Raw genomic sequence first — 21,491 nt, 5'->3', positions numbered from 1 at the left:
GTCGGGCGGCGAAGTATCGACGCGGAAATCACCGAAGAAAATTGAGAGTATGACACAGACGTATTCGAGCGACCTTTCGATCGCGGCGGACTGGAACAGCCTGTACATCGACGGCGAGTGGCGGTCGGGGACGCGGGAGTCGATCCCCGTCGAGAACCCCGCTACCCGGGAAGTCGTCGCCGAGGTGCCGGCCGGGACGACCGACGACGTCGACGAGGCCTACGAGACGGCCGCCCGGGCTCAGGAAGCGTGGCAGGACGTCCTGCCGCAGGAGCGCGGAGAGATCATCCGGGAGGTCCAGCATCTCATCGACGGCCACCACGCGGAACTGACAGAGCTTCTGGCGATCGAGTCCGGCAGCGCCCGCCCGAAGGCGTCGCGGGAGTTCACCTCGACCGGCGAGATGATGCACGACGTCGCGACGTACCCGTTCCGGATGACGGGGAGTCACAGCCAATCGAAGGTGGCGGGCAAGGAAAACATCGTCAAGCGGGAGCCCGTCGGCGTCGTCGGCGTGATCTCGCCGTGGAACTTCCCGTTTCAGCTGTCCCTGCGGGCGGTTGCACCCGCGATCGCGCTCGGCAACAGCGTCGTCCTCAAGCCCGCGACGGAGACGCCGATCACCGGCGGTCTCCTCATCGCGAAACTGTTCGAAGAGGCCGGGCTCCCCGACGGCGTCCTGAACGTGGTGACGGGCCACGGATCCGAGATCGGCGACCGGGTCGCGTCCCATCCCGAACTATCGGCGGTGGCGTTCACCGGATCGACGTCGGTGGGGCGGCGTGTCGCCCGCAACGCGGCCGAGACGCTTTCGTTCCCCGCGATGGAACTCGGGGGCAACAACCCTCACGTCGTCCTCGACGACGCAGACGTCGAGCGGGCGGTCGACGCCGGGATCTTCGGCTCGTTCATGCACCAGGGCCAGATCTGTATCTCGATCAACCGCCACCTGGTCCACGAGTCGCTCTACGACGAGTACGTGACGCGGCTGGTCGACCGGGCCGCGGAACTGCGCGTCGGCGACCCGCTCGACGAGGAGACGGTCGTCGGGCCGATCATCAACGAGGAGGAGCGGGACTCGATGCTGTCGTACGTCGAGCAGTCGGTCGCGGACGGCGCGACGCTCGAACGCGGCGGCGACGCAGACGGGCTGTTCGTCGAACCGACGGTGCTCTCGGATATGTCGAACGATATGGCGGCCGCCTGCAACGAACACTTCGGGCCGGTCGCGCCGGTCGTGCCGTTCGGCAGCGACGAGGAGGCGGTCGAACTCGCAAACGACACCGAGTACGGGCTCGCAGCGTCAGTGCATTCCGAGCGGATCGAGCGCGCTCGCGACGTCGCCGACCGGATCGACGCCGGGATGGTCCACATCAACGACCAGCCGATCAACAACGAACCGCACGTGCCGTTCGGCGGGATGAAGGCCTCCGGGATGGGCCGGTACAACGGCCAGTGGATCATCGACGAACTCACCGAGACCAAGTGGACGTCGATCCAGCACCAGCCGCGGGACTACCCGTTCTGATCGGACAGGAACACAGCGGCACGGCCCGCTCGTGGAGGGAGACGGCAGCAAACAGTCTACTCGACCGAGTCGCTCACTGACCGTTTCGCGCGGCCGAAGACCAACTCCCCGTGTTCGAGCCCGTCGATCAGTACCTCGGGGAGGTCGTGGGCAGCGAGTGCGTCCTGGGTATCCTCACGGGGGTACTCGACCCGCCGCAGGTCGACCGTCCCGGCGTCGAGATCGACCACGGCGTAGGCCGCCCGCCAGTCGCCGTCCCGGGGAAGACCGACGCTTCCGGGGTTGACGACGACGCCCGCGTCGAAGCGGGCTTTCGCCTGGAGGTGCGTGTGCCCGACAGCCAACACCGACTCCTCGCCGAGCAGGTCTGCCGAGAAGTCCTCGGGGTAAGTGTAGGTGTTGGGCTTGTCGGGGGCGCCGTGGACCACCTTGAGACGGCCGTCGGCCAGTTCGCGTTCGACCGGGAGGTCGTCAAGATACGCGAGTTCCTCGTCGGTCAGTCGCTCGGTCGTCCACTGGGCGGCCGCCTTCGGGATCTCGTGGAAGTTGTCGTGGAAGTCACCCAGGACCGCGCGGTCGTGGTTGCCCTGGATCGAGACGATATCTTCGGCCCGGAAGCGCTCGATGACGTCGCCGGGAAACGGCCCGTAACCGACGACGTCGCCCGCGTGCACGAGGGCGTCGACGGCGGGCATCGCATCGAGGACGGCGTCGAGGGCGGGTCGGTTGGCGTGAACGTCGCTGATGAGTCCGACTAGCATAACACCCCATTGCAATTACGGTATAATCAAACTACCCCCTCAAACGTGATTTATCCCTTCAGTTCGCGATTAATAGAATACAATAGTTTCCTTAAGTCGGTTATTAGATTACAATATCAATCTAACCTTCGTTAGTTATAAATAGCTGTGTCGCGGTGACTATTCCCATGGGATCTGATCAGAGTGCGCAGACACCAGCGGCCGGAGAGACCGAGGAAGCGCGGACGCGCTTCCCCCACGCTGGGGAGCTGGACCTGCCCGCGGAACTGGACGGTTGGGAGGAGATGTACCCCGAGTACTTCCAGTTCGAACTCACCGACGACCGAACCGCATACGAGCGGGATCGGTTCTGGTTCTGGGACAAGAAAGACACCACGGAGCCGCTTTTGCCGTGGGATATGACGATCAGCGCGCAGGCGTGGCAGATCGCGATGGCGCAAAACACCAGCCGCGTGTTCGCGATCCCGCCGTCGATGTCGGTCGACATCCGCGTCGTCGCCGGGTACGCGTACTTCACAGGCATCAACGTCGAAGACGAAGAGCTGCTCGAAGAGCGCGGGAAGATCTTCAAAGAGCGGAGCGAGTACTACTACGAGAACTACGAGGCCCTGTACAACGGCGTCTGGCTGCCCGCAGTCAAAGAGATCGGCCGGGAGATCGACGACCTCGACGTCCCGGCGGAACTCCCCGATTACGTCCCCGACAACGTGATCACCGAAGGGAAGGGACAGAGCCAGTCGACTCTCGACGTCGTGCGGAACTACAACCGACTGACCGAACTCGCACTGGAGGGGTGGCAGCGACACTTCGAGTTCCTGTATCTCGCCTACCTGGCGTACATGCAGTTCACTGAGACCAGCCGCGAACTCTTCCCGGACATCTCCGACGACGCGATCGGGAAGATGGTCTCGGCCGTCGAGGCCGACGTGTTCCGGCCCGATCAGGAACTCAACGAACTGGCCGAGTTGGCAGTCGACCTCGGCGAAGACATCACCGGCGTCCTGACGTCCGACGGCTCCCCCGAGGAGAAGATCGAACGGCTCCGAGAGACCGAGGCGGGAACAGAGTTTATCGACCGGTTCGACGATGTCAAAGATCCCTGGTTCTATATGACGTACGGCGACGGGTTCCACAGCTACAAGGGCTCGTGGATCGAGGACCTCGAAGCCCCGTTCGACCATCTGGAGTCGAAGATCGACCGGCTGGAATCCGGCGAGGAACTCGGCCGCGACTTCGCGGGGCTGCAGGCCGAGCGCGACGAGATCGTCGACGAGTACCGGCAGTATCTGAGCCCCGAGGAGCGCGCGGAGTTCGATCACGCCTACGAGACCTGTATGAGCGTCTACGAGTACGCCGAGAACCACCAGTTCTGGATCGAAAACTGGCTCCACACGATCATCTTCCGCAAGATGCGGGAGTTCGGTGAACTCCTCGTCAACCACGGGCTGTTGGCCGACAGAGAGGACATCTTCCTGTTCAACCGGTTCGAGGTCGCGGAACTGCTCGAAGAGGCGTGTGAGACGTGGGCGCTCGGCGAGGACGCGTTCGTCTCCGAGCGCTGGCAGGACCGCGCCACGGAGCGCCGGCAGATCTTCGAGGCCGCCAAGGAGTGGGAACCCTCGCCCGCGCTGGGCGAACCGCCGGAGGAGGTCACCGATCCGCTGATGCAGATGCTGTGGGGGATCACCACCGAGAAGGTCGAAAACTGGCTCGACATCGAATCCGACGATGGCGACGAGACGAACCTCGATGGGTTCGGTTCCTCGTCCGGCCGGGTCGAGGGCCCCGCCCGCGTGATCGAAGATTCCAGCGACATCGACAAACTACAGGAGGGCGAGGTGCTCGTCGCACCGCTGACGAACCCCGCGTGGGCGCCGGTGTTCCCGCGCGCCAAGGGGGCGGTGACGGACGACGGCGGGATCACGAGTCACGCGGCGATCGTGTGCCGCGAGTACGGTCTCCCGGCCGTGACCGGCACCGGTCACGCGACGTCGATCATCGAAACCGGCGATCTGATCCGCCTCGACGGGGAGACCGGCGAGGTCGAGATCCTCGAACGGGCGGAGTAACCGCTAAATACGACATTCACGATCATTACTACACGATGACCGAGCCTACGTGCACGCTACATTTCGCGTCGCCGGACTGCACCAAAGAAAGCGTCGACCTCGTCGGCGGGAAGAACGCCTCGTTGGGCGAACTGATGGAAGCCGGCGAGGAGGTCGAGGTTCCGCCCGGGTTCGCCGTCACGACGGATTTCTACGAGGCGTTTCTCGAAACGCAGTCGCTGACCGAGTACATCCGGGAGCGACTCTCGACGGTCGATACCGACGACGACAGCGCTGTCGCCGCCGCAAGCGAGGACGTCCGCGAGCACATCGAGACCGCCGAGTTCCCCGAGTTTCTCTCGGCGGAACTGCGCTCGGCCTGGGAGCGCCTCCAGTCGGAGACGGAGACGGCGGACCTGCAGGTGGCGGTCCGGTCCTCGGCGACGGCCGAGGACCTGCCGGACGCCAGCTTCGCCGGCCAGCAGGACACCTACCTCAACGTCTCCGACTTCGAGTCGGTGAAACAGCGGACGAAGGAGTGTATGGCCAGCCTGTTCACCGCGCGGGCAATCACCTACCGCGAGGAACACGGGTTCGATCACGACGAGGTTCTCATCAGCGTCGGCATCCAGAAGATGGTCGACGCGCGGACCTCCGGCGTGATGTTCACGCTGAACCCCTCGAACGGCGACCAATCGAAGGTCCGCATCGAGTCCAACTGGGGGCTCGGCGAGGCCGTCGTCAGCGGGGAGGTAACCCCGGATAGCTTCCTCGTCGACAAGCCCGTCTACAAGATTGTCGACCGCAACGTTGGGAAGAAGGATATTATGACGGTGCCGACCGACGCGGGCACGGAGGAAGTCTCCGTCGACGACGACAAGCGTGATGTCCCCTCCTTGACCGCCGACGAGATCATCAAACTGACCGACCTCGCGAAGGCAATCGAGGGCCACTACGATCAGCCCCAGGACATCGAGTGGGCGATCGAAGCGGAGGGCGACGAAACGCGGTTCTACATCCTCCAGAGCCGTCCCGAGACCTCCTGGAACGACCAGGAGCGGCGGACCGAAACGAACACCGAAGCGAGTGCGGCCGACCGGATTCTCGATCGGCTGTAACCCGAATTGTTAGCACTCGGCGAAGCGATCGTCGATCGCCTCGGCGTCGAGGACGCCCCGCTCCCGCAGGTACGGAACGGTGCGGAAGAAGTCCTGCTCGTCGATGACGACGTCCGGAACGTCCCGAACCGCCGGCTTCGGATCGAGACCGATGGAAAAGCCCGCACGGGAGAACAGCGGCTCGTCGTGCGGGCCATCGCCGATGGCGATGACCTGCTCGTGGTCGATGCCGAGTTCGGCCACGAGATCGTCGAGCACGGGGCCTTTCCCGTGGTTGATGATCTCGCCGCGGAGTTCGCCCGTGAGGGCAGCGGCGGCGGCGACCGGGGTGTTCGCGCGTTCCCAGTCGAGATCGAGTTCGGCTGCGACGTGGCTAGCGAGCGGGGACAGCGCGGTGAAGATCGCCGTCTGACAGGTGACGTTGCGCGCGACGGCTTCGGCGCCGGGCGCGAAGGGGAGCGACCGCACGAGCCGATCGAGCGTCGCCATCGAGACGCCCTCGAACTGGGGGAAAATGCGTTCCGCGAGCACCGCCATCGGGTCGACATCGCTCTCCCAGACGTCCGCCTTCATCCCCTCAACCTCCGCGGCGATACCGACGTGCTCGGCGAGTGCGCTGATGATGTCGCCGGCGATGAGGGTCTCGTCCCCGTCGAAGACGACGAGTTCGTAGGTTGTCTCGGCCATCTTCGTCACGGTACGGTGCAGCGGGGTATATACGGTAGGTTTCGTTCTCGACCAGCGGTAGTCCCGCGGTCGAGTTTTCCTCGTGTCCCCGTAAGCTGACCTCCGGACTTATATGTCGGCTTGCAGAACGAGAGAGTATGACAGACATCGTAACCTTCGGCGAGACGATGCTCCGGTTCTCGCCGCCGCGGGGTGACCGCCTCGAACGGGCCCGGACGCTCGATGTGCACGCGGGCGGCGCCGAGAGCAACGTCGCCGTCGCGGCGTCACGGCTCGGCTGTGAGGCGGTGTGGCTCTCGAAACTCCCCGACTCCCCGCTCGGACGACGGATCACTGCCGAACTACGGAGCCACGGGGTCAGGACGGAAGTCACGTGGGACGACCGCGAGGACGCACGGGTCGGCACGTACTACCTCGAACACGGCAGCGAACCGCGCGCGACGGAGGCGATTTACGATCGCGCGGACGCGTCGGTGACGACCGCGAGGCCGTCGGAGTTGCCCGCGAGCGTGCTCCAGTCTACGTCGGTCTTCTACACCAGCGGGATCACGCCCGCGCTGTCGTCGACGCTCGCCGAAACGACGGAGGCGCTCCTGCGGGCGGCCGGGCAGGCGGGTGCGACCACCGCTTTCGATCTGAACTACCGCTCGAAGCTGTGGTCGCCGGCCGCGGCCGGCGAGGCGTACGAGTCGCTGTTTCCGCACGTCGACATCCTCGTCGCTGCCGAGCGCGACGCCGCGACCTGTCTCGGTCGAGAGGGCGACCCGATCGAGGTGGCCAACGGCCTCCTGCGCGACTTCGACTTCCGGACGGTCGTGCTCACCCGCGGGGAAAACGGGTCCGTGGCCGTCAACGACGGCGAGATATTCGAGCAGGCGACGTACGACGCCGACACGTGCGACGCCATCGGGACGGGCGACGCGTTCGTCGGCGGCTACCTGGCGAAGCGGTTGGACGGGGGCACCGTCCAGGACGGACTCGCTCACGGGGCCGCGGCGGCGGCGCTGAAGCGCACGATGGCCGGCGATATGGCGGTCATCACCCCCGCGGAGGTCGAGGCAGTCATCGAGAACAGCGGGGCCGAGATCTCCCGATGACGTCGACGACGCCCACGACGAGCGGTCGCTACCGCGTCCTTGGTCGGCCGCGCGATCCGGCAGAACTCCTGTTGGTGTCGGTGGAGGGCGGCGATACGGGAGTCGACGGTGACAGTCCCGGAGGCGCGGACAGCAGCGAAACCGACGCCGAAGAGGCGTTCGCACCCGTGTACGTCGACACGACCGGATACAGCGGCGGGTTGGCAGAGACGATCGACGACTTCCACGCCGGCGCGCTCGTCGATGTGACGCTGTCGTGGCCCGACGGCGAGCCGCGATTCGAGACAGCCGATATCGTCGCCGAGACGACCTTCGAGTTCTACGACGGCGTGACCGGCATCTTCGAGGCTGCAAAGGAGACGTGGATGCTCGCGGAGGCCGAAAACGAGGGGATGAACAGCCGCGTCACCAAGAGCACCGACGGGGACCCCAACGGCGCGCTGTACGTCTTCGCGAAGCAGGCCGGCGCCCGCGACCTCTTCGAGGAGTTTCGGACCGGCGTCACGCCGCTCGATCCGCTCGTCCGCCGGGTCGACGAGGCGGAGTCGCTCCCGCCGGAACGCGAGCAACCGCGCGCCGTGTTCGTGCTCCGTCCCGCAGACGAGCCGTTTCTGGTAGTCTACGTCGTGTTCCGGCGCGACGGGATGCTCGCCGAGACGATTCGATCGACGTACGGCAATTGAAAGCTGGTAGTGGAGCGTTCGGAAGCTTCTCACGCAGGCTCCAAGTCGAGAAAAGCGAAAAGACCGGCCGTCAGTCTTCGCTAGTCCTCAGTGCGCCGCCGGGCGGCCAGTAGTGCAGCAGCGAGTAGCGCGATGATCGCAACAACGATGCCGAAGCCGGGCGTTCCGGTATCGGTCGTCGTCTGCCTTGCCGTTGCCGTGTCGGTGTCCGGTTCGGGCGTATCCGTGGTTGGCTCAGGAGTAACGGTTTGCTGCTGGTAGGTCACCGCGAACGGTGAGAACCGGTCAGTCTGTGCTTCTACGACGATCTGGTCGCTACTTGTTGAATCGACAGTGGTTTCGAATTCCCGCCATTCCCCATCGATGTAGTGATTAATCGTAAGACCGGACGGGTCCACGTCGTCGGAAATCGAAGCCCGGCGGACATTTATTTGGACGGTTGCCGTTCCGTCGGTGGGATCGGGTGCGGAGATGTCGACTGTCGCGGCGCGAGTGCGTCCCGGCGGTTCCGGAGTACCTTCGGGTAGGTCGTTTATCTCCTCAACGGTCACATCACCGCTTCCACCTGGAACCGACACTTGCATTTGACTGACGCGAGCGGTCTCGGGGAGGTCGACCGTGGCACTCCCATCAGCCCCAAGAGAAGTAGTAACTCGGGCCGGTTCCGTGGGTTCTTCAGTGGTGACATCCTCTTCGTCATCGGTATCGTCCGTATCGTCGCCACCGCCGGTTCCGATTCCCACGGTTCCGGTTGCAGCGGTAATGCGCTTTTGTTGTTCTCGAGGGCATCCAGATAGACATAGCGGTAGGTGCCAGTTTCCCAGTCACTATTGGTCTCAATAGTGAGCTGTTTGTTGCCGTTGGTATCCACATCTGCGCGAACGGACGCATTCAGTACTGTTGTTGCACCGGAACGGTCTACGTCGGGAGCGGACGTAGTAAGATCTTCAGCGATGAAGTCGATCATCGCACCGGCGCCTACCGTCCGTGATACTTTCCCATCTGATAATTCAACGCCATTTACTGAAGCGCCATCGTCGATGTCTGCAACTCCGTCGACCTTTGCAATCGACGTCTCAAAGGTACTATTGTTTTGTAAGTCGAAATTCTGACCGAGTTCGTCCTCCTCGATTTTGATCGTGTGCTCCGAATTCCGATCCGTATCTTGCTTGTACTCGTCGTCATTCAAGCGGTCGAGGTCGTGAACAATTCGACGAGGGTGCTGACACAGCAGGAACTCCGGCGGTTCCAACCGGAGTTGGGACACAACGAGACGTGGCACCGCCAACATACGGTAGCACCGACGATGACCGGCGAACGGCTCCGGTTGACGTATCTCCTGTATCGCGGACCACCGCCAGCAGAGCCCTCAGCTGACACCGCCTATCGGGAGCTGCATCTGTGGGTGAACGTGACTGCATCGTGACTGTAGCTACGGAGCGGCAGCCTGAAGCGGACGGCCCGAATCGGAGTCAGTAATGTGGCCCTGGGGACACGCGGCTGTCGGGTATCTGCTGTACGCGTCGTTCACGCGTCTCTCCGATCGAGGCCTTCCGGGAGAGGCCGCCACAGTCGCACTCGCGATCGCGACGCAGTTGCCTGATCTGATCGACAAGCCGCTGGCGTACTCGTTTGTGCTGCCCGAGGGGCGGTCGCTCGCGCACTCGGTGTTGTTTGCCGTGCCGCTGTGTGCGCTCGTGTGGTATTTCGTCGATCAGGAGGATCAGTACGTCCGCGAGGCGTTCGTCGTCGGGTACGCCTCGCATCTGTTGGCCGATAGTTACGGCGCGCTGTTGGCTGGACGGTTCAGTCGGGCGTCGTTTCTGCTGTGGCCCATCCTGCCGTCGCCCGACTACCCGACGGAGAGTTTTGCGGGCCACTGGGAGAAACTGATCGGGACGCTGTCGTCCTTGTCGGTCGATGCGGTGCTGGTGGGAGAGTTGCCTGCCGTGGTCTGGCAGGCGCTGCTGGCTGTGGGAATCGCGCTGCTGTGGGTGGGAGACGGGATGCCGGGGGTGCGGTACCTGTTCGCGTGGGTTCGCAACCGTTCGTGAAGCCGTCAGTGTTCCGAGTGTGGCGCAGCACCGTTCACACCGGCACTGTGGCGACCATCTTGCTGTGGGGGTATTGTTGGGGATTGTTGATCTGCTTACCGTCGGAATCGCAGTCGCCAACCGGCGGTGAGCAACTGGGACTGTTTTTCAGGACGCCTCTCATACGTCAAGTCGAATGGCTCCCGCGATTGCGCACTTTCTTGTCGGCGCATCGCTGTTGTTAGCGGGCACTATCCCGTTCACACTCAGAGGCGATATCGATCGAGAGGACACTCTCTTGGTAGTTCCCCTCGGCGGCATCTGGGGGATTGTCCCGGATTTCCACCACATCGCACCCGTCGGTCGGGACACACTGTATGCGTTCCACAACTCGGCGTGGGTCGAAGTGTTCGCACTCCATTATACGCTCGACCGCACGACGATTCGTCTGTTGTACCACGAAAGTGTCTTCGCTGCGATTGCCCTGTTCACCATCTCGGTTGCTGTCGTCTGGCTGACGGGCCGAATACGAGATAGCGGGATCACCGTACAGGAGCCATACCACAGGGTGGTTGCGAGTGCGGGTGCGACGCTGCTCGCCGCAGGATTTGCCACCCTCGTACTGGGAGTCAGTCTCAGCATCCAGCAACTCCTGCCAGCGATTGCGGCGCTTCACGGAGAGACTGGCGTACTCGCCGGTGGGTTGTTTGTTTTGCTCTATGGGTTCGGCTTCGGAATCTGTGAGGCGCTCGGACTCGAATGGCTCCTCTCCGAGACAGCTCTCCGCGTTCCTCTTCGAGCCGGGACAGCTGCGGCTGGTGGCGGCGGTGTCGTCTGGCTCGGTGGTGTTGTGGTCGGGATTCCCATTCTCGGTGGGGGAACGATCCCGTTGTTACACTGGGGCGCTCTGGTCAGCCTCGTGTTGTATGGCGGCGTTTTCGGGAGCGTGTACGCGGCCGTCCGCGGAGCGTTCCTGTGACCGTACTGGTGGTCAGACTCACCGTGAGGACGTCAGGCTCGGATCGCGGACCGACGGCGTGAGCGACTTGAGACTGAATTCCGATTTCCCGCAGTAGCGTTCGGCGAGTGACGCTAGCGCCTTCGTTCGGAGAATGTCTGCGAGGTTGTGTGCGATCAACGGCTCGAAGGCGCCGGTCTCGAAGGCTGTTACGGCTTCGCGACTCTCCGCGAACGGATCTTCGTCGCCGAGATCGCCGCCGGTCAGGGCCTCGTAGGCGCTCACGAGGTCGTTCCGCTCGTCGCCGTCGACGGTCGTATTGAACCGGTTCCGGATGAGCGGTAGGATATCTGCGTACGGAAGCCCGTCGAAGGGCCACGCGAGATCCTGTTGTGAGTACCGCGTCCGGAGGAAGGGGAGATCGAATCCGCCGTTGAACCGATCCCCGTTGTACGCGACGAGCAAGTACTCCCGCGGGGCGACTGTCTCTTCGACGAAATCGGCGACTGCTGTGAGTACCGCGTGTTCGCTGTTGTGCGTGCTGAGTTTGACTTCGGTATCGAATCGGTCCCCGAGTGCAGTTTCGAGTGCCGCTTGCTCTGCGGTTCGATCACCCGTCTGCAGGAACACTCGAGCGCCGAGGGGCAGTGCGAACCCGACGACGGTCACGCGCGCCGTCGTCTCGAAGCCCGTTGTCTCGATATCGAACGGGACGTGTGTCAGTCGCGTTCCCATCGTGACTACCTCGGGACTGCGGGCTGTCTGCTGCGGGCTGTTGCTCGGCTGTGCATATCGCTGTCGACGCGTGGCGGACCGATAAGCCGTTGCGTGGCAGTTCCGGAGTTCCGTAATGAGCTGTGATCGGTGTTCTGAAGCTCAATACTAGGAGTCGACCCGGAAACGGCTCTTCCGGAGTGGTTTCCGATATCGGCGAAAAACCGGGATGCAAGAGGAGGTGCTGATGATTGCTCGTGGATGGTTGCTCCCAGATACCTGAATTGGCTTTTCGAAACCCGGTAGTACCCCTACGCAAGCGTTTGAACAGTCGACATAGGGGGAGTGGGTCACTACGGGCGACCAATCGTATTCGGGTTTCGGCTGAACTTCCTCCTCAAAAAAGCGCGTTTTACTTCCAGGTCGTCCGGTAGCCAGCGTCACCGATGACGTCATCGGTCGTTATAATCGCATCCGTGTCTCGCGCCCGATGGCTGGCGACAATCAGGCCGTCGTGGATACTGAATTGGTCTCCCACCTGTGCATACTCGATCAGTTCCTCGTCAGCAACCGATGCTATCGAGACGGGGCCATTCCCAACGAGGGCTTGTCGGGCATCTTCCGGTGTTCCTGTGAGGGTGACCCCTCGAACATCCTTGTCTCGGGAGACAGAATAGAGCACTTCGGCGAGTGCCGTACTCGGTGCCTGGAGGACTGTTTCGCCTGCCTCGGCTTCGGCGAACACTCGATCGGCTTCCCGTGGCAGTGCATCGACGAGATAGACCAAAAGCGAGACCGCATCGGTGGTGTACGTGGCCATCTCAGGCGTCCTCGTAGTTTCGGTCCCGACGACCACGAATTCGATCGGCCAACTCGTCGGCGATCGCTTCGCGCTTCTCCCGGGAGGTGTCATCGGGAACGAGCATTCCGCGGCCGCTGCTTCGAGTGCGTTTCTTCACGACGATCCCCTCGTCCGTGTCGATCCAGATAACCTCATCACCGGGCTCTAGACCGTATTTCTCGCGGAGACCCTTCGGAATCGTCGCCTGTCCCTTCTCTGTGACGCGCGTCGATTCACTCATAGTAGGTAATACCGTTCGTAATACCTTATCTATTTGGGGAAGTGCGCTGCCGTGACTGGAGAAGAGCAATCGAGAAACGTCGTCGTACGTGGGCGACATCGTGACCGAAATCCGCGAAACAGGCCGCGATGGTCGTCCCGACGTACCCGCTGCCGATGACGGACAGATACATCAGCGAGAGGGTTTCCGGGTGTCGTAATCAGCGGTTGATTCGGGTCCAAGAGACGGGAATCCGTGACGGATATTGCAGCAGCGGCCACGATCCCGACGAGATCACGCAACTGTATCCGGCTCTCAGTCACGGGGACATTTATCGAACTTTCACTTACCATTCGAGCACTTCGAGGATTTCAGGTCACTTCTCTCGTCGTCCGAACCAGCCTCAGTGTCGAATTCAGCTCCGCGGGGCGATCTGGTTGGGATAGTAATAAGACATAACGGGGAGTACTTGCATACGAATGAAAGCCGTCGTACTCGCGGCCGGCGAGGGGACGCGACTGCGTCCGCTCACGGAGGACAAACCCAAGGGGATGGTCGAGGTCGACGGGCAGCCGATCTTGACGCACTGCTTCGACCAGCTCGTCGAGCTCGGCGCGGACGAACTCGTCGTGGTCGTGGGGTATCTGAAGCAAAAGATCATCGAACACTACGGGGATGCATACGAGGGCGTGCCGATCACATACGCCCACCAGCGCGAGCAGAAAGGACTGGCACACGCGCTTTTGACTGTCGAGGAGCACATCGACGACGACTTTATGCTGATCCTGGGTGACAACATCTTCCGGGCGAATCTGTCGGACGTCGTTCGGCGGCAGCGCGAGGACCGGGCCGACGCCGCTTTCCTGGTCGAGGAGGTTCCCTGGGAGGAAGCGAGTCGGTACGGGGTGTGTGATACGAACAAGTACGGGGAGGTGACGGACGTGGTAGAGAAGCCCGAGGATCCGCCGTCTAATTTGGTGATGACTGGCTTCTATACGTTCACGCCGGCGATCTTCCACGCGTGTCACCTGGTGCAGCCGTCGAATCGCGGGGAGTACGAGATTTCGGAGGCGATCGATCTGTTGATTCAGAGCGGGCGGACGATTGACGCGATCCCCTTAGACGGGTGGCGGATCGACATCGGCTATCCCGAGGATCGCGAGGAAGCAGAGGCGCGGCTGAAGGATGAGTTCGAGGACGGTGAGGCGGCCGGGGAGTCGACGGACTGATACTGATTACTCTCACTTTTTACCGCCGAGGGCCGCCAACGGGGATGGCGCTCGGCGGGAAGCGACGAGAGTAATCAGTATGAGACCGCGCAATCGGCTAGTGGCCGATCAGAGTAGTTCTTTTCCGTGTCGGTGGTCCGTATTCGATGATGAGCGAGCGTTCGTCGCGCGTGTACTCCCTGTGGCTCGTTCCCGCAGCGGGAAGTTCGGGACGCCGCCGGCTCCAAGCGACGATCACGGAGCTCGCTGCGGGATACGAGGACGCACCGGTCTTCGAGCCACACGTGACGGTGATCGGCGGCATCGATGGCGAGCGTGCAGCGCTAGAGGAGACGACGCGAGCACTTGCAGCTCGGACGGACCCCCTGGAGCTGGCGTTCGAAAGCGTCCGCTGGTCGACGACACGGCATCAGTGCGTCTTCCTCCTCGTGGAACCGACACTGGAGTTGGTCGAGCTGCGTCAATCGGCACGGGAGGCGGTGGGGGGACCGAATTCAGCGTACCATCCGCATCTCAGTCTCGCCTACAGCGATATGGATCTCGCGGACCGACGCGACATTGCGCAGTCGGTCGATATGGCGGCACTTCCGAGCCACATCACGTGTCAGACGGTGGAACTCGTCGAGACGACAGGACCGGAATCGGAGTGGGAGGCAGTCGTCTCCGTTCCCTTGTCGAGCCAGTAACTGGCGATGCATTCAGGATCATCGCGGCTACAAGACCGCGTATGCAAGCGCTCATCCCCGCGGCCGGCCGTGGGACGCGGCTCGGCGAGCGCACCGAAACAAGACCGAAGGGGCTCGTCGAAGTCGCTGGGCGCTCGTTGTTGGCACACGTCTTCGAGACTGCTATCGACGCAGGAGCCGACGAACTCGTCGTCGTGATCGGGTACGAAGGGGCGCAGATCGTCGAGCGATTCGGCGACTCGTTTGCGGGGGTGCCGATTATGTACGTCCACCAACGCGAGCAACTCGGGTTGGGGCACGCCGTGCTTCAGGCCGAACCGCACCTCGATGGCCTGTTCTTGCTCCTGAACGGCGACAACGTGTTCGCCGGGAGTGTCGCGCCAGCGGTTGCCGCAGCCGAGAAAGCGGGTGTCGACGGCGTGCTCGCCGTCGAGGAAGTGTCGAAAGCGGAGGCGAAGACGACGGGCGTCCTCGAACACGACGGCGACCGCGTGACCGGCCTCGTCGAGAAGCCCGACGACCCGCCGTCGACGCTCGTGACGACCGGGTGTTACGTGTTGCCTGCGGATATCTTTCACGCCTGTGCGCTCGTCCAACCGTCTGCGGAGGGCGAGTACCAGTTGAGCGACGCTGTCGGGCTGTTGGTTCGAGCGGGGTACGATATCGAGACAGTGCGTCTCGGCGAGCGCGTGAACGTGAATACGCCCGCAGACGTCGAACGAGCGGCACGGCTTGTACAGAACTAGAGTACGTCGAGATAGCGTTCGACGTACGGATGGAACTCACGGTCAAACGGCGGGCGAAACAACTCCAGCGCGCTGTGTTGCTCATCCTCGGCTATAACTGGGTTGCCCTGCTCGAAGTGACAGCGATACCCGGTCGCGAGGTAGTGTTTCGAGTCGACACCCTCGATTTCCGACGTGTCGTAGAAGTGTTCATAGGTACCGAGGCACTCGTCGATACCCACTGATGCACCGAGTTCCTCGTCGGCGACGCGGTGAACGGCTTCGGTGCGCCGTTCGTTCTTCAGAACCGTCCCGCCGGGGACGAACCACTCGCCTTTCGCCGGTTCGTTTTCCCGTTTGCCGAGCAGTATGCCCCCGTCGTGTTCGATCACGAGATCGACAGAGACCAGCGGGACGTTCGCGACGATCGTTTCCCACTGCTCCTGTGGTATCGGCTTTTCTGATTCTGACATCTTTCAATCGAGGTAGTAATCGACAGTCCGTTCGAGGCCCTCTTCGAACGAATACTGCGGTTCCCAGCCGAGCGCTTCGATCTTCTCGGTTTCGAGCGCGTAGCGTTGGTCGTGGCCGGCACGGTCCTCGACGAATTCGATGAGATCATCGGACGCACCGACGGCGTCGAGGATCGCTTCCGTGACTTCGAGATTCGTCTTCTCTTCGTGACTCCCGATGTTGTAGACCTCGCCGATTTCTCCCTCCCGGAGCACGAGATCGAGGGCGCGGCAGTTGTCCTCAACGTAGATCCACTCGCGGACGTTCGACCCGTCACCGTACACCGGGAGCGATTTGCCGGCTGCGGCGTTCTGGATGAACTTCGGGATGAGTTTCTCCGGGTGTTGTCGCGGGCCGAAGTTGTTGGACGTGCGGGTGAGAAGAACGGGGAGGTCGTGTGTGGTCTGGAAGCTCCTCGCGAGCAGATCCGCGCCCGCCTTCGTCGCCGCGTAGGGGTTTCGTGGATTCAGTGGGTCGTCCTCGGCGAATTTCCCGTCGAGTACCTGCCCGTAGACTTCGTCGGTCGAAATCTGGAGGAACCGGTCGACGCCTGCGTCGTTGGCTGCATCGAGAAGCGTCTGGGTGCCCTGGACGTTCGTCTCGACGAACGGCTTCGCGCCCTCGATGGAGCGGTCGACGTGGGACTCCGCGGCGAAGTTGACGACTGCATCGACGTCCGCGACGAGCTCCGTGACGAGTTCCCGGTCGCGGATGTCGCCCTCGACGAACTCGTGTCGTGGGTGATCGAGGACGCCGTCGAGGTTGTCCTTCGAGCCCGCATACGTCAGCGCGTCGAGTGTGACGATCTCGTCTTCGTCGTGTTCGTCGAGAACGGAGTGAACGAAGTTCGAGCCGATAAATCCAGCACCCCCGGTAACGAGAATTCGCATACGAGGGCCTTGTCAGCAGCACCTATTTATGTTGCTGTTGGAACACTACGGTATGCGGCTTCTCGTGGTGGGTGCGAACGGACTGCTCGGCAGCAACGTCGTCGACGCAGGGCAGCAGCGCGGGTGGGACGTCTGCGGCACGTATCACTCGACGCGGCCGGCGTTCGACGTGCCGCTGGCGCAGTTCGACCTCGGCGATTACGAGGAATTCGGGAAGATTCTGGGGGAGTACGAGCCCGACGTCGTCGTCAACTGTGCGGCGATGACGGACGTCGACGGATGCGAACAAGATCCAGAGCGCGCCCAGTTGCTCAACGGCGATGCGCCGGGCGGACTGGCCGCTCAGTGTGACGACAGGGACGTCGAATTCGTGCATATCTCGACGGACTACGTCTTCGACGGGGCTGCACGGAATCCGTATACTGAAGAGGCGGCTCCCAATCCGGTGCAGGCGTATGGGGAGTCGAAGCTAGCAGGGGAACGGGCAGTTCGGAGTGAGTCGGAGACTGCGCTCATCGCCCGACTCTCGTTCGTGTGGGGCATCCATCGTAGTACCGACGATCTCACCGGATTCCCCGCGTGGGTACGCGGCAAGTTACGCTCCGGCGAGGCCGTCCCACTGTTCACCGACCAGTGGGTGACACCGACTCGGGCCGGACAGGCCGCGGACACGCTGCTCGATCTGATTGCTCGGGAGAAAGTCGAGCTCTATCACGTGGCGTGTGCCTCGTGTGTGACCCCCTACGAGTTCGGGACTGTAATCGCTGAGCAGATGGGGGCCGATTCGGCGCTGGTACGAGAGGGTACGATGGCCGACGTGGACCGCGCGGCGACGCGGCCGACGTACAGTTGTTTGGATGTCGGGAATGTAGAGGACGAACTCAATCGGGCGCAGCCGACGGTGCGCGAAGACGTGGCGTCGGTGTGGAACGCTGTCCAGTAAAACGCAAACGACGCCGTCAATCCACCTACAGAACTCGTGGAAGTCGTTTGCGCCCGCTTGATCGGCAATATCGTGTAGCGTCCCCGTCGGGATCGGGTCCGCCTGCGGGACCGTCACGGTTCGGACCTCGCCCGTATCGGCGTTTTCGTATCGGAGCGTCGTGTGGCTTCCCTTCCCGCCGACAGGGACGAATCCGTGTTTCGATAGCCCCTTGATGATCTCTGTGGACGAGAAGTTCGTCCGGACCACTATTCGTCGAGCCAGGGTGGGGGGCCTTCGCCCCCGATCTCCACGTCGATGCCAAGCTCTTCGAGATAGGATTCGGGATCCTCGATCGTCTCGCCGCGCCCCTGGTGGCTATCGAGCGCGTCGGCCAGCTCCCGCAGCGCCTCGGACTCGCTCTCACCGAACGACGCCACACCGGTTTGCGTGTGCCGCGCCGTCACCCGCCCGTCATCTTCGTGGATGAATTCAACGCCATCTGGCAGGTCTTCTGCGAGAGTAGACATACTAAAACGTTCGCTCTCCGAGAGATGTAAACTTTCGCCGTGTAGGATACTGTTTCGTTGCGTGTAAACGACGTCTTCGGTGACGTGGGATTCGATCCGCGGTTTCAGCGACTCTTTCGTCACGAGGTCGACCTCGACGCCCAGTTCGTCGGTCAGTTCGTTCTCCAGCCGAACGAGATCGAACAGTGTCACCGGCTCCTCGAACGCGACGAGGACGTCGAGATCGCTGTCGGAGCGCTGCTCGCCCCGCGCGTACGAGCCGAAGATCCCCAGCTCGCTGATCGGATACTCCCGTTCGAGTCGCGGCTTGAGCCGCGCGAGTCGCGTCGGGATGTCCTCGGCCGGAGCCATAGTGTCCGCTTCGGTTTCGTCCGATACCTGTGTTGTGGTCGTCCGGGGGCCGTACGTCAAAATATTGTCCGTGGCTCGATCGTCTATCTCTGGTACTGCTCCCGATTGTCGAGAAAGTGCTCCCGGGCGTCCTGCGGGAGATCCTCGAAGCGGAGGACTTCCTGACAGTCGAGTCAGGGGCACGGTATTCGGAACTTGTCAATATAGATGGATCCGTGAACACAGCGACTTCGGTGACGAGACGCAGTGTGTTTCGTCTGTCTCGACGGATGGTCCGTCAATCGGAGCCCCGTCAGATACCGATCCGTCGTTCGCTCTCTCACCGGCTGTTGCGGTACTGAGCCCGAGACGCGGCGTTTCGACGGGAAAACGAACTGACCGACGCCGAGGTCGGTGCGCCCGTCCGGGCCGGGAAAATTGGTGGTAACGAGATCGAGGAATTGGTCGGGTTGCCTCGGGGCTTCCGCGGTGTTTTTGCTGGACGCGGGCTCGGGGATACATAACGACTGTTGTAGTCTCTTCCCGGTGCTCATCGATACTGAGGATAGCGATCACCGGTAAACAGAGGGAGCACTCATCATTTCGACGGTCAGATCCGGAGAGAATGTCGAGGAGGGCACCAACACGCCGAGGACGTGCCAACACGCCCGCGCGGTCCGCCGGGGCGCGCTTTGCGGTACGGCAGGCCACACTTAAGAGGTGACCAGAACAGCGATTCGGAGGGATCTCGCCAAAGCGTTATACTGCTCGGTGGCGAATCCGTGCGTATGAGCGTGACGATACCCGTGGTGTCGACACCGGACGTCCTCGGTGGCAAGCCACGGATCGAAGGGACCCGCGTTGGCGTACAGCAACTCGGGGCGCTGGTCCGCGAACACGGCTGGTCGACGACGGCGGTGGCCGACGAGTTCGACCTGACCGCCGACGAGATCGACGCTGCACTCGAGTACTACGACGCCAATCCCGACGAGATGGCGGCGCTCGCCGCTGACGCCGCAACGACTCGTGAGCGGCTGCGTGAGACGAGTCGCGCTCCGAAGTGATGCAGTTGCTCTGCGACCAGAACGTCGCACAGCGGTACATCGACGCCTGTATCGGGGCACCAGATCTCCAAGCGATCGCCGTCCGCGACGCGCTCGACCCCGTGCGAACGATTCCGATATTGCCGTGTATGCCCGAGAAAACGGGTATGTCGTACTGACGACGGACGACGACTTCTTTCCACTCGCCGAGACGTGTGGCTGTATCTACTTCCATCAGCTCGATCGACCACCCGTCGGTGACGTTCTGACGGCGATTCGCCGGATCAGGGACGCGTACGGGTCTCACGAGTCGATCGTCGAGGTCGTTCCCGGCGACTGGGTGTGACACTGATTCCTCTCACTGTTTACCGCCGAGCGCCACCCCCGTTGACGGCGCTCGGCGGGAAGCGACGAGAGTAATCAGTATGAAGCGCCCGCGGTTCGGCGCTCGGCTTCCTCCACAGCCGCTCGATGGCGCTGTTCGTCCTCGCGCATCTCGGCCGGGGTGCTGTGATAGTACGCGAGAGCCTCATAGACGTCGACGATATTGACGTTGTACTTCTCGGCCACCCGCTCGGGATTCGCGTCTTCCTCTTCGACGAGTTCGTGGATGAACCGAACCGTCAGTCGGCCCCCTCGAATGTGTGGCTCGGTCCGTTCGTCTGCTCCGATCGGGGAGGCGGACTCGGAAGGTTCGCGTCGTGCCGAGCGATCGCACATACAGCAAACAGTGGTCCGTGGTCAGAACGCGGAGAACGAACTCGTCTGACTGAGCGGTGTTACCAAGTAGCACGACAACGAAACCGAGCGTATGAGCAATGCAGATGGTTTCCCGGACACAGACGACCAGGGTGAAGAGACGGAGTATGTATCGTCTGTCTCGACAGGTGACCCGCCAATCGGTCATTCGTCAGATACCAATCCTTCGCTCGCTCCCGAGAGAGAGTACGTTTCGTCTGTCTCTGTCCGGGCATCACCCTGGGTTGGCCCCCCTTCGATCTCACGCCTGACGTCAAGAACGATCTGGGGGTCGAGGTCGAGACTGTACTCGTAGTATCGGCCACCGCCCTCTCCGTGATTCTGTCCGGTTCGGCGCAGGAACCCGAGTATGGGAGTCGTCGCCGAGGACCGCTCCGCGGAGTTCGAAGACAGACGAAATCCACTCTCTCCGTGTGCCCCGGCGGAAGACAGACGAAACGTACTCTCTCACCGCCCGCTGCGGTACTGAGTGCGTTCGTCGCTTCCCGCCGAGCGCCGTCAATGGGGGACGTCCCCTCCCCAGCCCCGACCATCCCGAGCGTGACGTACGGCGTCGTGAGCCAATCAAAGCGCCACGACAGCACGCGACAGAGACTGTAGGCGATGAACGCGTGCGCCAGAAGGTCAGGCATCCGACTCCTCCCGATCCGTCCGGATCAGTTCAGTCACGGAAAGCGGCTCCTCCCGCGGCTGAAAGCCGAGCGTCGAGCGGTCGACCGTCCACTGACGGATCAGTCTGGCGAGTACCCACAACCCGGCCAGAAACGAGATTCCCCACGCGTACCAGCGACCGCGAGGTGGGACGACAAACGCATTGGTCGCCTGGATCGTGTTCGGCGCCGTTGGCGTGCCGTACACACGAATTTTGTCTCCCCGATCGGGATCGATCGACGTCCTGAGTATCGTCACCCGATGTGTTCCGCTTGTGGTCCGCGTGTGAATGACGATCGGTGCCGTCTCACGGACGATCCCCTGGGTCTCGACGCGGTCCCCGAGATACTCCTGCGGCGCCTCGAGGAACTCTTCTTCGTCAGGAAGCACCCACGCGTCCGGATTCACTGGTTGAACCGCAAAGACCGGGAACAGAGCCATCTGACAGAGTACCAGTACCACCACTGCCCCGATACGTCCTCGCTTCGTCTCCAGCATTCCCGAATACGTACCACTCCGTGACAG

At 62.5% G+C, this 21,491-nt stretch carries 26 protein-coding genes and 5 pseudogenes; 15 read left to right on the top strand and 16 right to left on the bottom strand.

The annotated features are described in order from the left end of the window. Positions 1 to 49 precede the first annotated feature (49 nt). Positions 50 to 1,528: an aldehyde dehydrogenase family protein gene (locus tag RJT37_RS05530; protein WP_313688472.1), complete on the top strand. Its 1,479-nt coding sequence runs from the start codon at positions 50 to 52 to the stop codon at positions 1,526 to 1,528. A gap of 56 nt (positions 1,529 to 1,584) precedes the next feature. On the opposite strand, the gene RJT37_RS05525 is transcribed toward RJT37_RS05530, so the two are convergent. Next, positions 1,585 to 2,289, bottom strand: coding sequence for a metallophosphoesterase family protein (locus tag RJT37_RS05525; protein WP_313688470.1), 705 nt, complete (start codon positions 2,287 to 2,289; stop codon positions 1,585 to 1,587). Between the two features lie 167 nt (positions 2,290 to 2,456). On the opposite strand from RJT37_RS05525, the gene RJT37_RS05520 reads away from it, so the two are divergent. After that, positions 2,457 to 4,358 (top strand): PEP-utilizing enzyme, encoded by a 1,902-nt coding sequence (locus RJT37_RS05520; RefSeq protein WP_313688469.1) that lies wholly within the window; start codon positions 2,457 to 2,459, stop codon positions 4,356 to 4,358. A gap of 35 nt (positions 4,359 to 4,393) precedes the next feature. Next, positions 4,394 to 5,455 carry a PEP/pyruvate-binding domain-containing protein gene (locus tag RJT37_RS05515; protein WP_313688467.1) on the top strand — a complete coding sequence of 354 codons (1,062 nt, stop codon included), beginning with the start codon at positions 4,394 to 4,396 and terminating at the stop codon, positions 5,453 to 5,455. A 9-nt stretch (positions 5,456 to 5,464) separates the two neighbouring features. On the opposite strand, the gene RJT37_RS05510 is transcribed toward RJT37_RS05515, so the two are convergent. Then, positions 5,465 to 6,142 (bottom strand): haloacid dehalogenase-like hydrolase, encoded by a 678-nt coding sequence (locus RJT37_RS05510; RefSeq protein WP_313688465.1) that lies wholly within the window; start codon positions 6,140 to 6,142, stop codon positions 5,465 to 5,467. A gap of 137 nt (positions 6,143 to 6,279) precedes the next feature. Between RJT37_RS05510 and kdgK1 the strand changes: the two genes are divergently transcribed. Continuing rightward, positions 6,280 to 7,239, top strand: coding sequence for a bifunctional 2-dehydro-3-deoxygluconokinase/2-dehydro-3-deoxygalactonokinase (gene kdgK1, locus RJT37_RS05505; protein ID WP_313688463.1), 960 nt, complete (start codon positions 6,280 to 6,282; stop codon positions 7,237 to 7,239). Next, positions 7,236 to 7,922 carry a DUF6663 family protein gene (locus tag RJT37_RS05500; RefSeq protein ID WP_313688461.1) on the top strand — a complete coding sequence of 229 codons (687 nt, stop codon included), beginning with the start codon at positions 7,236 to 7,238 and terminating at the stop codon, positions 7,920 to 7,922. Before kdgK1 ends, RJT37_RS05500 begins: the two co-directional genes overlap by 4 nt. A gap of 80 nt (positions 7,923 to 8,002) precedes the next feature. Here the strand turns inward: RJT37_RS05500 and RJT37_RS05495 are convergent, their stop codons facing one another. Both RJT37_RS05495 and RJT37_RS05490 read right to left on the bottom strand, forming a co-directional pair. Further along, positions 8,003 to 8,473 (bottom strand): PGF-CTERM sorting domain-containing protein, encoded by a 471-nt coding sequence (locus RJT37_RS05495; protein WP_313688460.1) that lies wholly within the window; start codon positions 8,471 to 8,473, stop codon positions 8,003 to 8,005. Next, a complete protein-coding gene (locus RJT37_RS05490) occupies positions 8,470 to 9,111 on the bottom strand; it encodes a hypothetical protein (protein ID WP_313688458.1) in 642 nt (213 codons plus the stop codon). Before RJT37_RS05490 ends, RJT37_RS05495 begins: the two co-directional genes overlap by 4 nt. On the opposite strand from RJT37_RS05490, the pseudogene RJT37_RS05485 reads away from it, so the two are divergent. The 3 genes and pseudogenes from RJT37_RS05485 to RJT37_RS05475 all read left to right on the top strand — a co-directional run. Then, positions 9,097 to 9,348 (top strand): annotated as a pseudogene (locus RJT37_RS05485) (DUF1616 domain-containing protein); the annotation flags it as partial. The gene RJT37_RS05490 and the pseudogene RJT37_RS05485 overlap by 15 nt on opposite strands. A 52-nt stretch (positions 9,349 to 9,400) precedes the next feature. Next, positions 9,401 to 9,976: a metal-dependent hydrolase gene (locus tag RJT37_RS05480; RefSeq protein WP_313688456.1), complete on the top strand. Its 576-nt coding sequence runs from the start codon at positions 9,401 to 9,403 to the stop codon at positions 9,974 to 9,976. Between the two features lie 175 nt (positions 9,977 to 10,151). After that, positions 10,152 to 10,934, top strand: coding sequence for a hypothetical protein (locus RJT37_RS05475; protein ID WP_313688454.1), 783 nt, complete (start codon positions 10,152 to 10,154; stop codon positions 10,932 to 10,934). A gap of 18 nt (positions 10,935 to 10,952) precedes the next feature. Here the strand turns inward: RJT37_RS05475 and RJT37_RS05470 are convergent, their stop codons facing one another. The 4 genes and pseudogenes from RJT37_RS05470 to RJT37_RS20510 all read right to left on the bottom strand — a co-directional run. Next, positions 10,953 to 11,648, bottom strand: a complete 696-nt coding sequence (locus RJT37_RS05470; protein ID WP_313688452.1) for a hypothetical protein — start codon at positions 11,646 to 11,648, stop codon at positions 10,953 to 10,955. Between the two features lie 391 nt (positions 11,649 to 12,039). Continuing rightward, positions 12,040 to 12,447: a hypothetical protein gene (locus RJT37_RS05465; RefSeq protein ID WP_313688450.1), complete on the bottom strand. Its 408-nt coding sequence runs from the start codon at positions 12,445 to 12,447 to the stop codon at positions 12,040 to 12,042. A gap of 1 nt (position 12,448) precedes the next feature. Next, a complete protein-coding gene (locus RJT37_RS05460) occupies positions 12,449 to 12,709 on the bottom strand; it encodes an AbrB/MazE/SpoVT family DNA-binding domain-containing protein (protein WP_313688448.1) in 261 nt (86 codons plus the stop codon). Between the two features lie 85 nt (positions 12,710 to 12,794). Beyond that, positions 12,795 to 12,881, bottom strand: a pseudogene (locus RJT37_RS20510) (hypothetical protein); the annotation flags it as partial. Between the two features lie 286 nt (positions 12,882 to 13,167). On the opposite strand from RJT37_RS20510, the gene aglF reads away from it, so the two are divergent. From aglF to RJT37_RS05440, 3 genes are all read left to right on the top strand, one after another. Continuing rightward, positions 13,168 to 13,917, top strand: a complete 750-nt coding sequence (gene aglF / locus RJT37_RS05450; RefSeq protein WP_313688445.1) for a UTP--glucose-1-phosphate uridylyltransferase AglF — start codon at positions 13,168 to 13,170, stop codon at positions 13,915 to 13,917. 149 nt (positions 13,918 to 14,066) lie between these two features. Then, positions 14,067 to 14,603, top strand: a complete 537-nt coding sequence (locus tag RJT37_RS05445; RefSeq protein ID WP_313688443.1) for a 2'-5' RNA ligase family protein — start codon at positions 14,067 to 14,069, stop codon at positions 14,601 to 14,603. 41 nt (positions 14,604 to 14,644) lie between these two features. Then, positions 14,645 to 15,349, top strand: a complete 705-nt coding sequence (locus tag RJT37_RS05440; RefSeq protein WP_313688441.1) for a sugar phosphate nucleotidyltransferase — start codon at positions 14,645 to 14,647, stop codon at positions 15,347 to 15,349. Here the strand turns inward: RJT37_RS05440 and RJT37_RS05435 are convergent. Next, positions 15,346 to 15,801 (bottom strand): GDP-mannose mannosyl hydrolase, encoded by a 456-nt coding sequence (locus RJT37_RS05435; RefSeq protein WP_313688439.1) that lies wholly within the window; start codon positions 15,799 to 15,801, stop codon positions 15,346 to 15,348. The two genes, RJT37_RS05440 and RJT37_RS05435, sit on opposite strands and share 4 nt — an antisense overlap. Before the next feature lie 3 nt (positions 15,802 to 15,804). Then, complete coding sequence (rfbB, locus tag RJT37_RS05430; protein WP_313688437.1) at positions 15,805 to 16,731, bottom strand: dTDP-glucose 4,6-dehydratase; 927 nt, start codon at positions 16,729 to 16,731, stop codon at positions 15,805 to 15,807. A 52-nt stretch (positions 16,732 to 16,783) separates the two neighbouring features. Here rfbB and rfbD point away from each other — a divergent pair, with 52 nt between their 5' ends. Then, complete coding sequence (gene rfbD / locus RJT37_RS05425) at positions 16,784 to 17,674, top strand: dTDP-4-dehydrorhamnose reductase (RefSeq protein WP_313688435.1); 891 nt, start codon at positions 16,784 to 16,786, stop codon at positions 17,672 to 17,674. 111 nt (positions 17,675 to 17,785) lie between these two features. Here rfbD and RJT37_RS20635 read toward each other — a convergent pair. From RJT37_RS20635 to RJT37_RS05410, 3 genes and pseudogenes are all read right to left on the bottom strand, one after another. Continuing rightward, positions 17,786 to 17,923 (bottom strand): annotated as a pseudogene (locus RJT37_RS20635) (type II toxin-antitoxin system HicA family toxin); the annotation flags it as partial. Beyond that, a complete protein-coding gene (locus RJT37_RS05415; RefSeq protein ID WP_313689872.1) occupies positions 17,923 to 18,183 on the bottom strand; it encodes a type II toxin-antitoxin system HicB family antitoxin in 261 nt (86 codons plus the stop codon). The pseudogene RJT37_RS20635 and the gene RJT37_RS05415, both read right to left, overlap by 1 nt. A gap of 126 nt (positions 18,184 to 18,309) precedes the next feature. Next, positions 18,310 to 18,534: pseudogene (locus tag RJT37_RS05410) on the bottom strand (nucleotidyltransferase family protein); the annotation flags it as partial. A gap of 767 nt (positions 18,535 to 19,301) precedes the next feature. Between RJT37_RS05410 and RJT37_RS05405 the strand changes: the two are divergent. Genes RJT37_RS05405 through RJT37_RS20630 form a run of 3 tightly spaced genes read left to right on the top strand, consistent with a single transcriptional unit; the run spans position 19,302 to position 19,902 of the window. Then, positions 19,302 to 19,577: a DUF433 domain-containing protein gene (locus RJT37_RS05405; RefSeq protein WP_313688433.1), complete on the top strand. Its 276-nt coding sequence runs from the start codon at positions 19,302 to 19,304 to the stop codon at positions 19,575 to 19,577. Next, positions 19,577 to 19,735, top strand: a complete 159-nt coding sequence (locus tag RJT37_RS05400) for a hypothetical protein (protein WP_313688432.1) — start codon at positions 19,577 to 19,579, stop codon at positions 19,733 to 19,735. The genes RJT37_RS05405 and RJT37_RS05400 overlap by 1 nt, the downstream gene beginning before the upstream one ends. Continuing rightward, complete coding sequence (locus RJT37_RS20630) at positions 19,702 to 19,902, top strand: hypothetical protein (RefSeq protein WP_390209106.1); 201 nt, start codon at positions 19,702 to 19,704, stop codon at positions 19,900 to 19,902. The genes RJT37_RS05400 and RJT37_RS20630 overlap by 34 nt, the downstream gene beginning before the upstream one ends. Before the next feature lie 74 nt (positions 19,903 to 19,976). Here RJT37_RS20630 and RJT37_RS05395 read toward each other — a convergent pair whose 3' ends face one another. The 3 genes and pseudogenes from RJT37_RS05395 to RJT37_RS05385 form a co-directional block, all read right to left on the bottom strand. Then, complete coding sequence (locus RJT37_RS05395; protein ID WP_313688430.1) at positions 19,977 to 20,276, bottom strand: DUF433 domain-containing protein; 300 nt, start codon at positions 20,274 to 20,276, stop codon at positions 19,977 to 19,979. Between the two features lie 560 nt (positions 20,277 to 20,836). Then, positions 20,837 to 20,947, bottom strand: a pseudogene (locus tag RJT37_RS05390) (metal-dependent hydrolase); the annotation flags it as partial. Continuing rightward, positions 20,940 to 21,428 carry an OB-like fold-containing membrane protein gene (locus tag RJT37_RS05385; RefSeq protein ID WP_313688428.1) on the bottom strand — a complete coding sequence of 163 codons (489 nt, stop codon included), beginning with the start codon at positions 21,426 to 21,428 and terminating at the stop codon, positions 20,940 to 20,942. The gene RJT37_RS05385 and the pseudogene RJT37_RS05390, both read right to left, overlap by 8 nt. Between the last annotated feature and the right edge of the window lie 63 nt (positions 21,429 to 21,491).

The organism is Halobellus marinus (assembly GCF_032113415.1).
GTDB lineage: Archaea > Halobacteriota > Halobacteria > Halobacteriales > Haloferacaceae > Haloquadratum > Haloquadratum marinus.
Note: the sequence above shows the minus strand (reverse complement) of the source record. Positions and strands in the feature narration are given on the sequence as shown.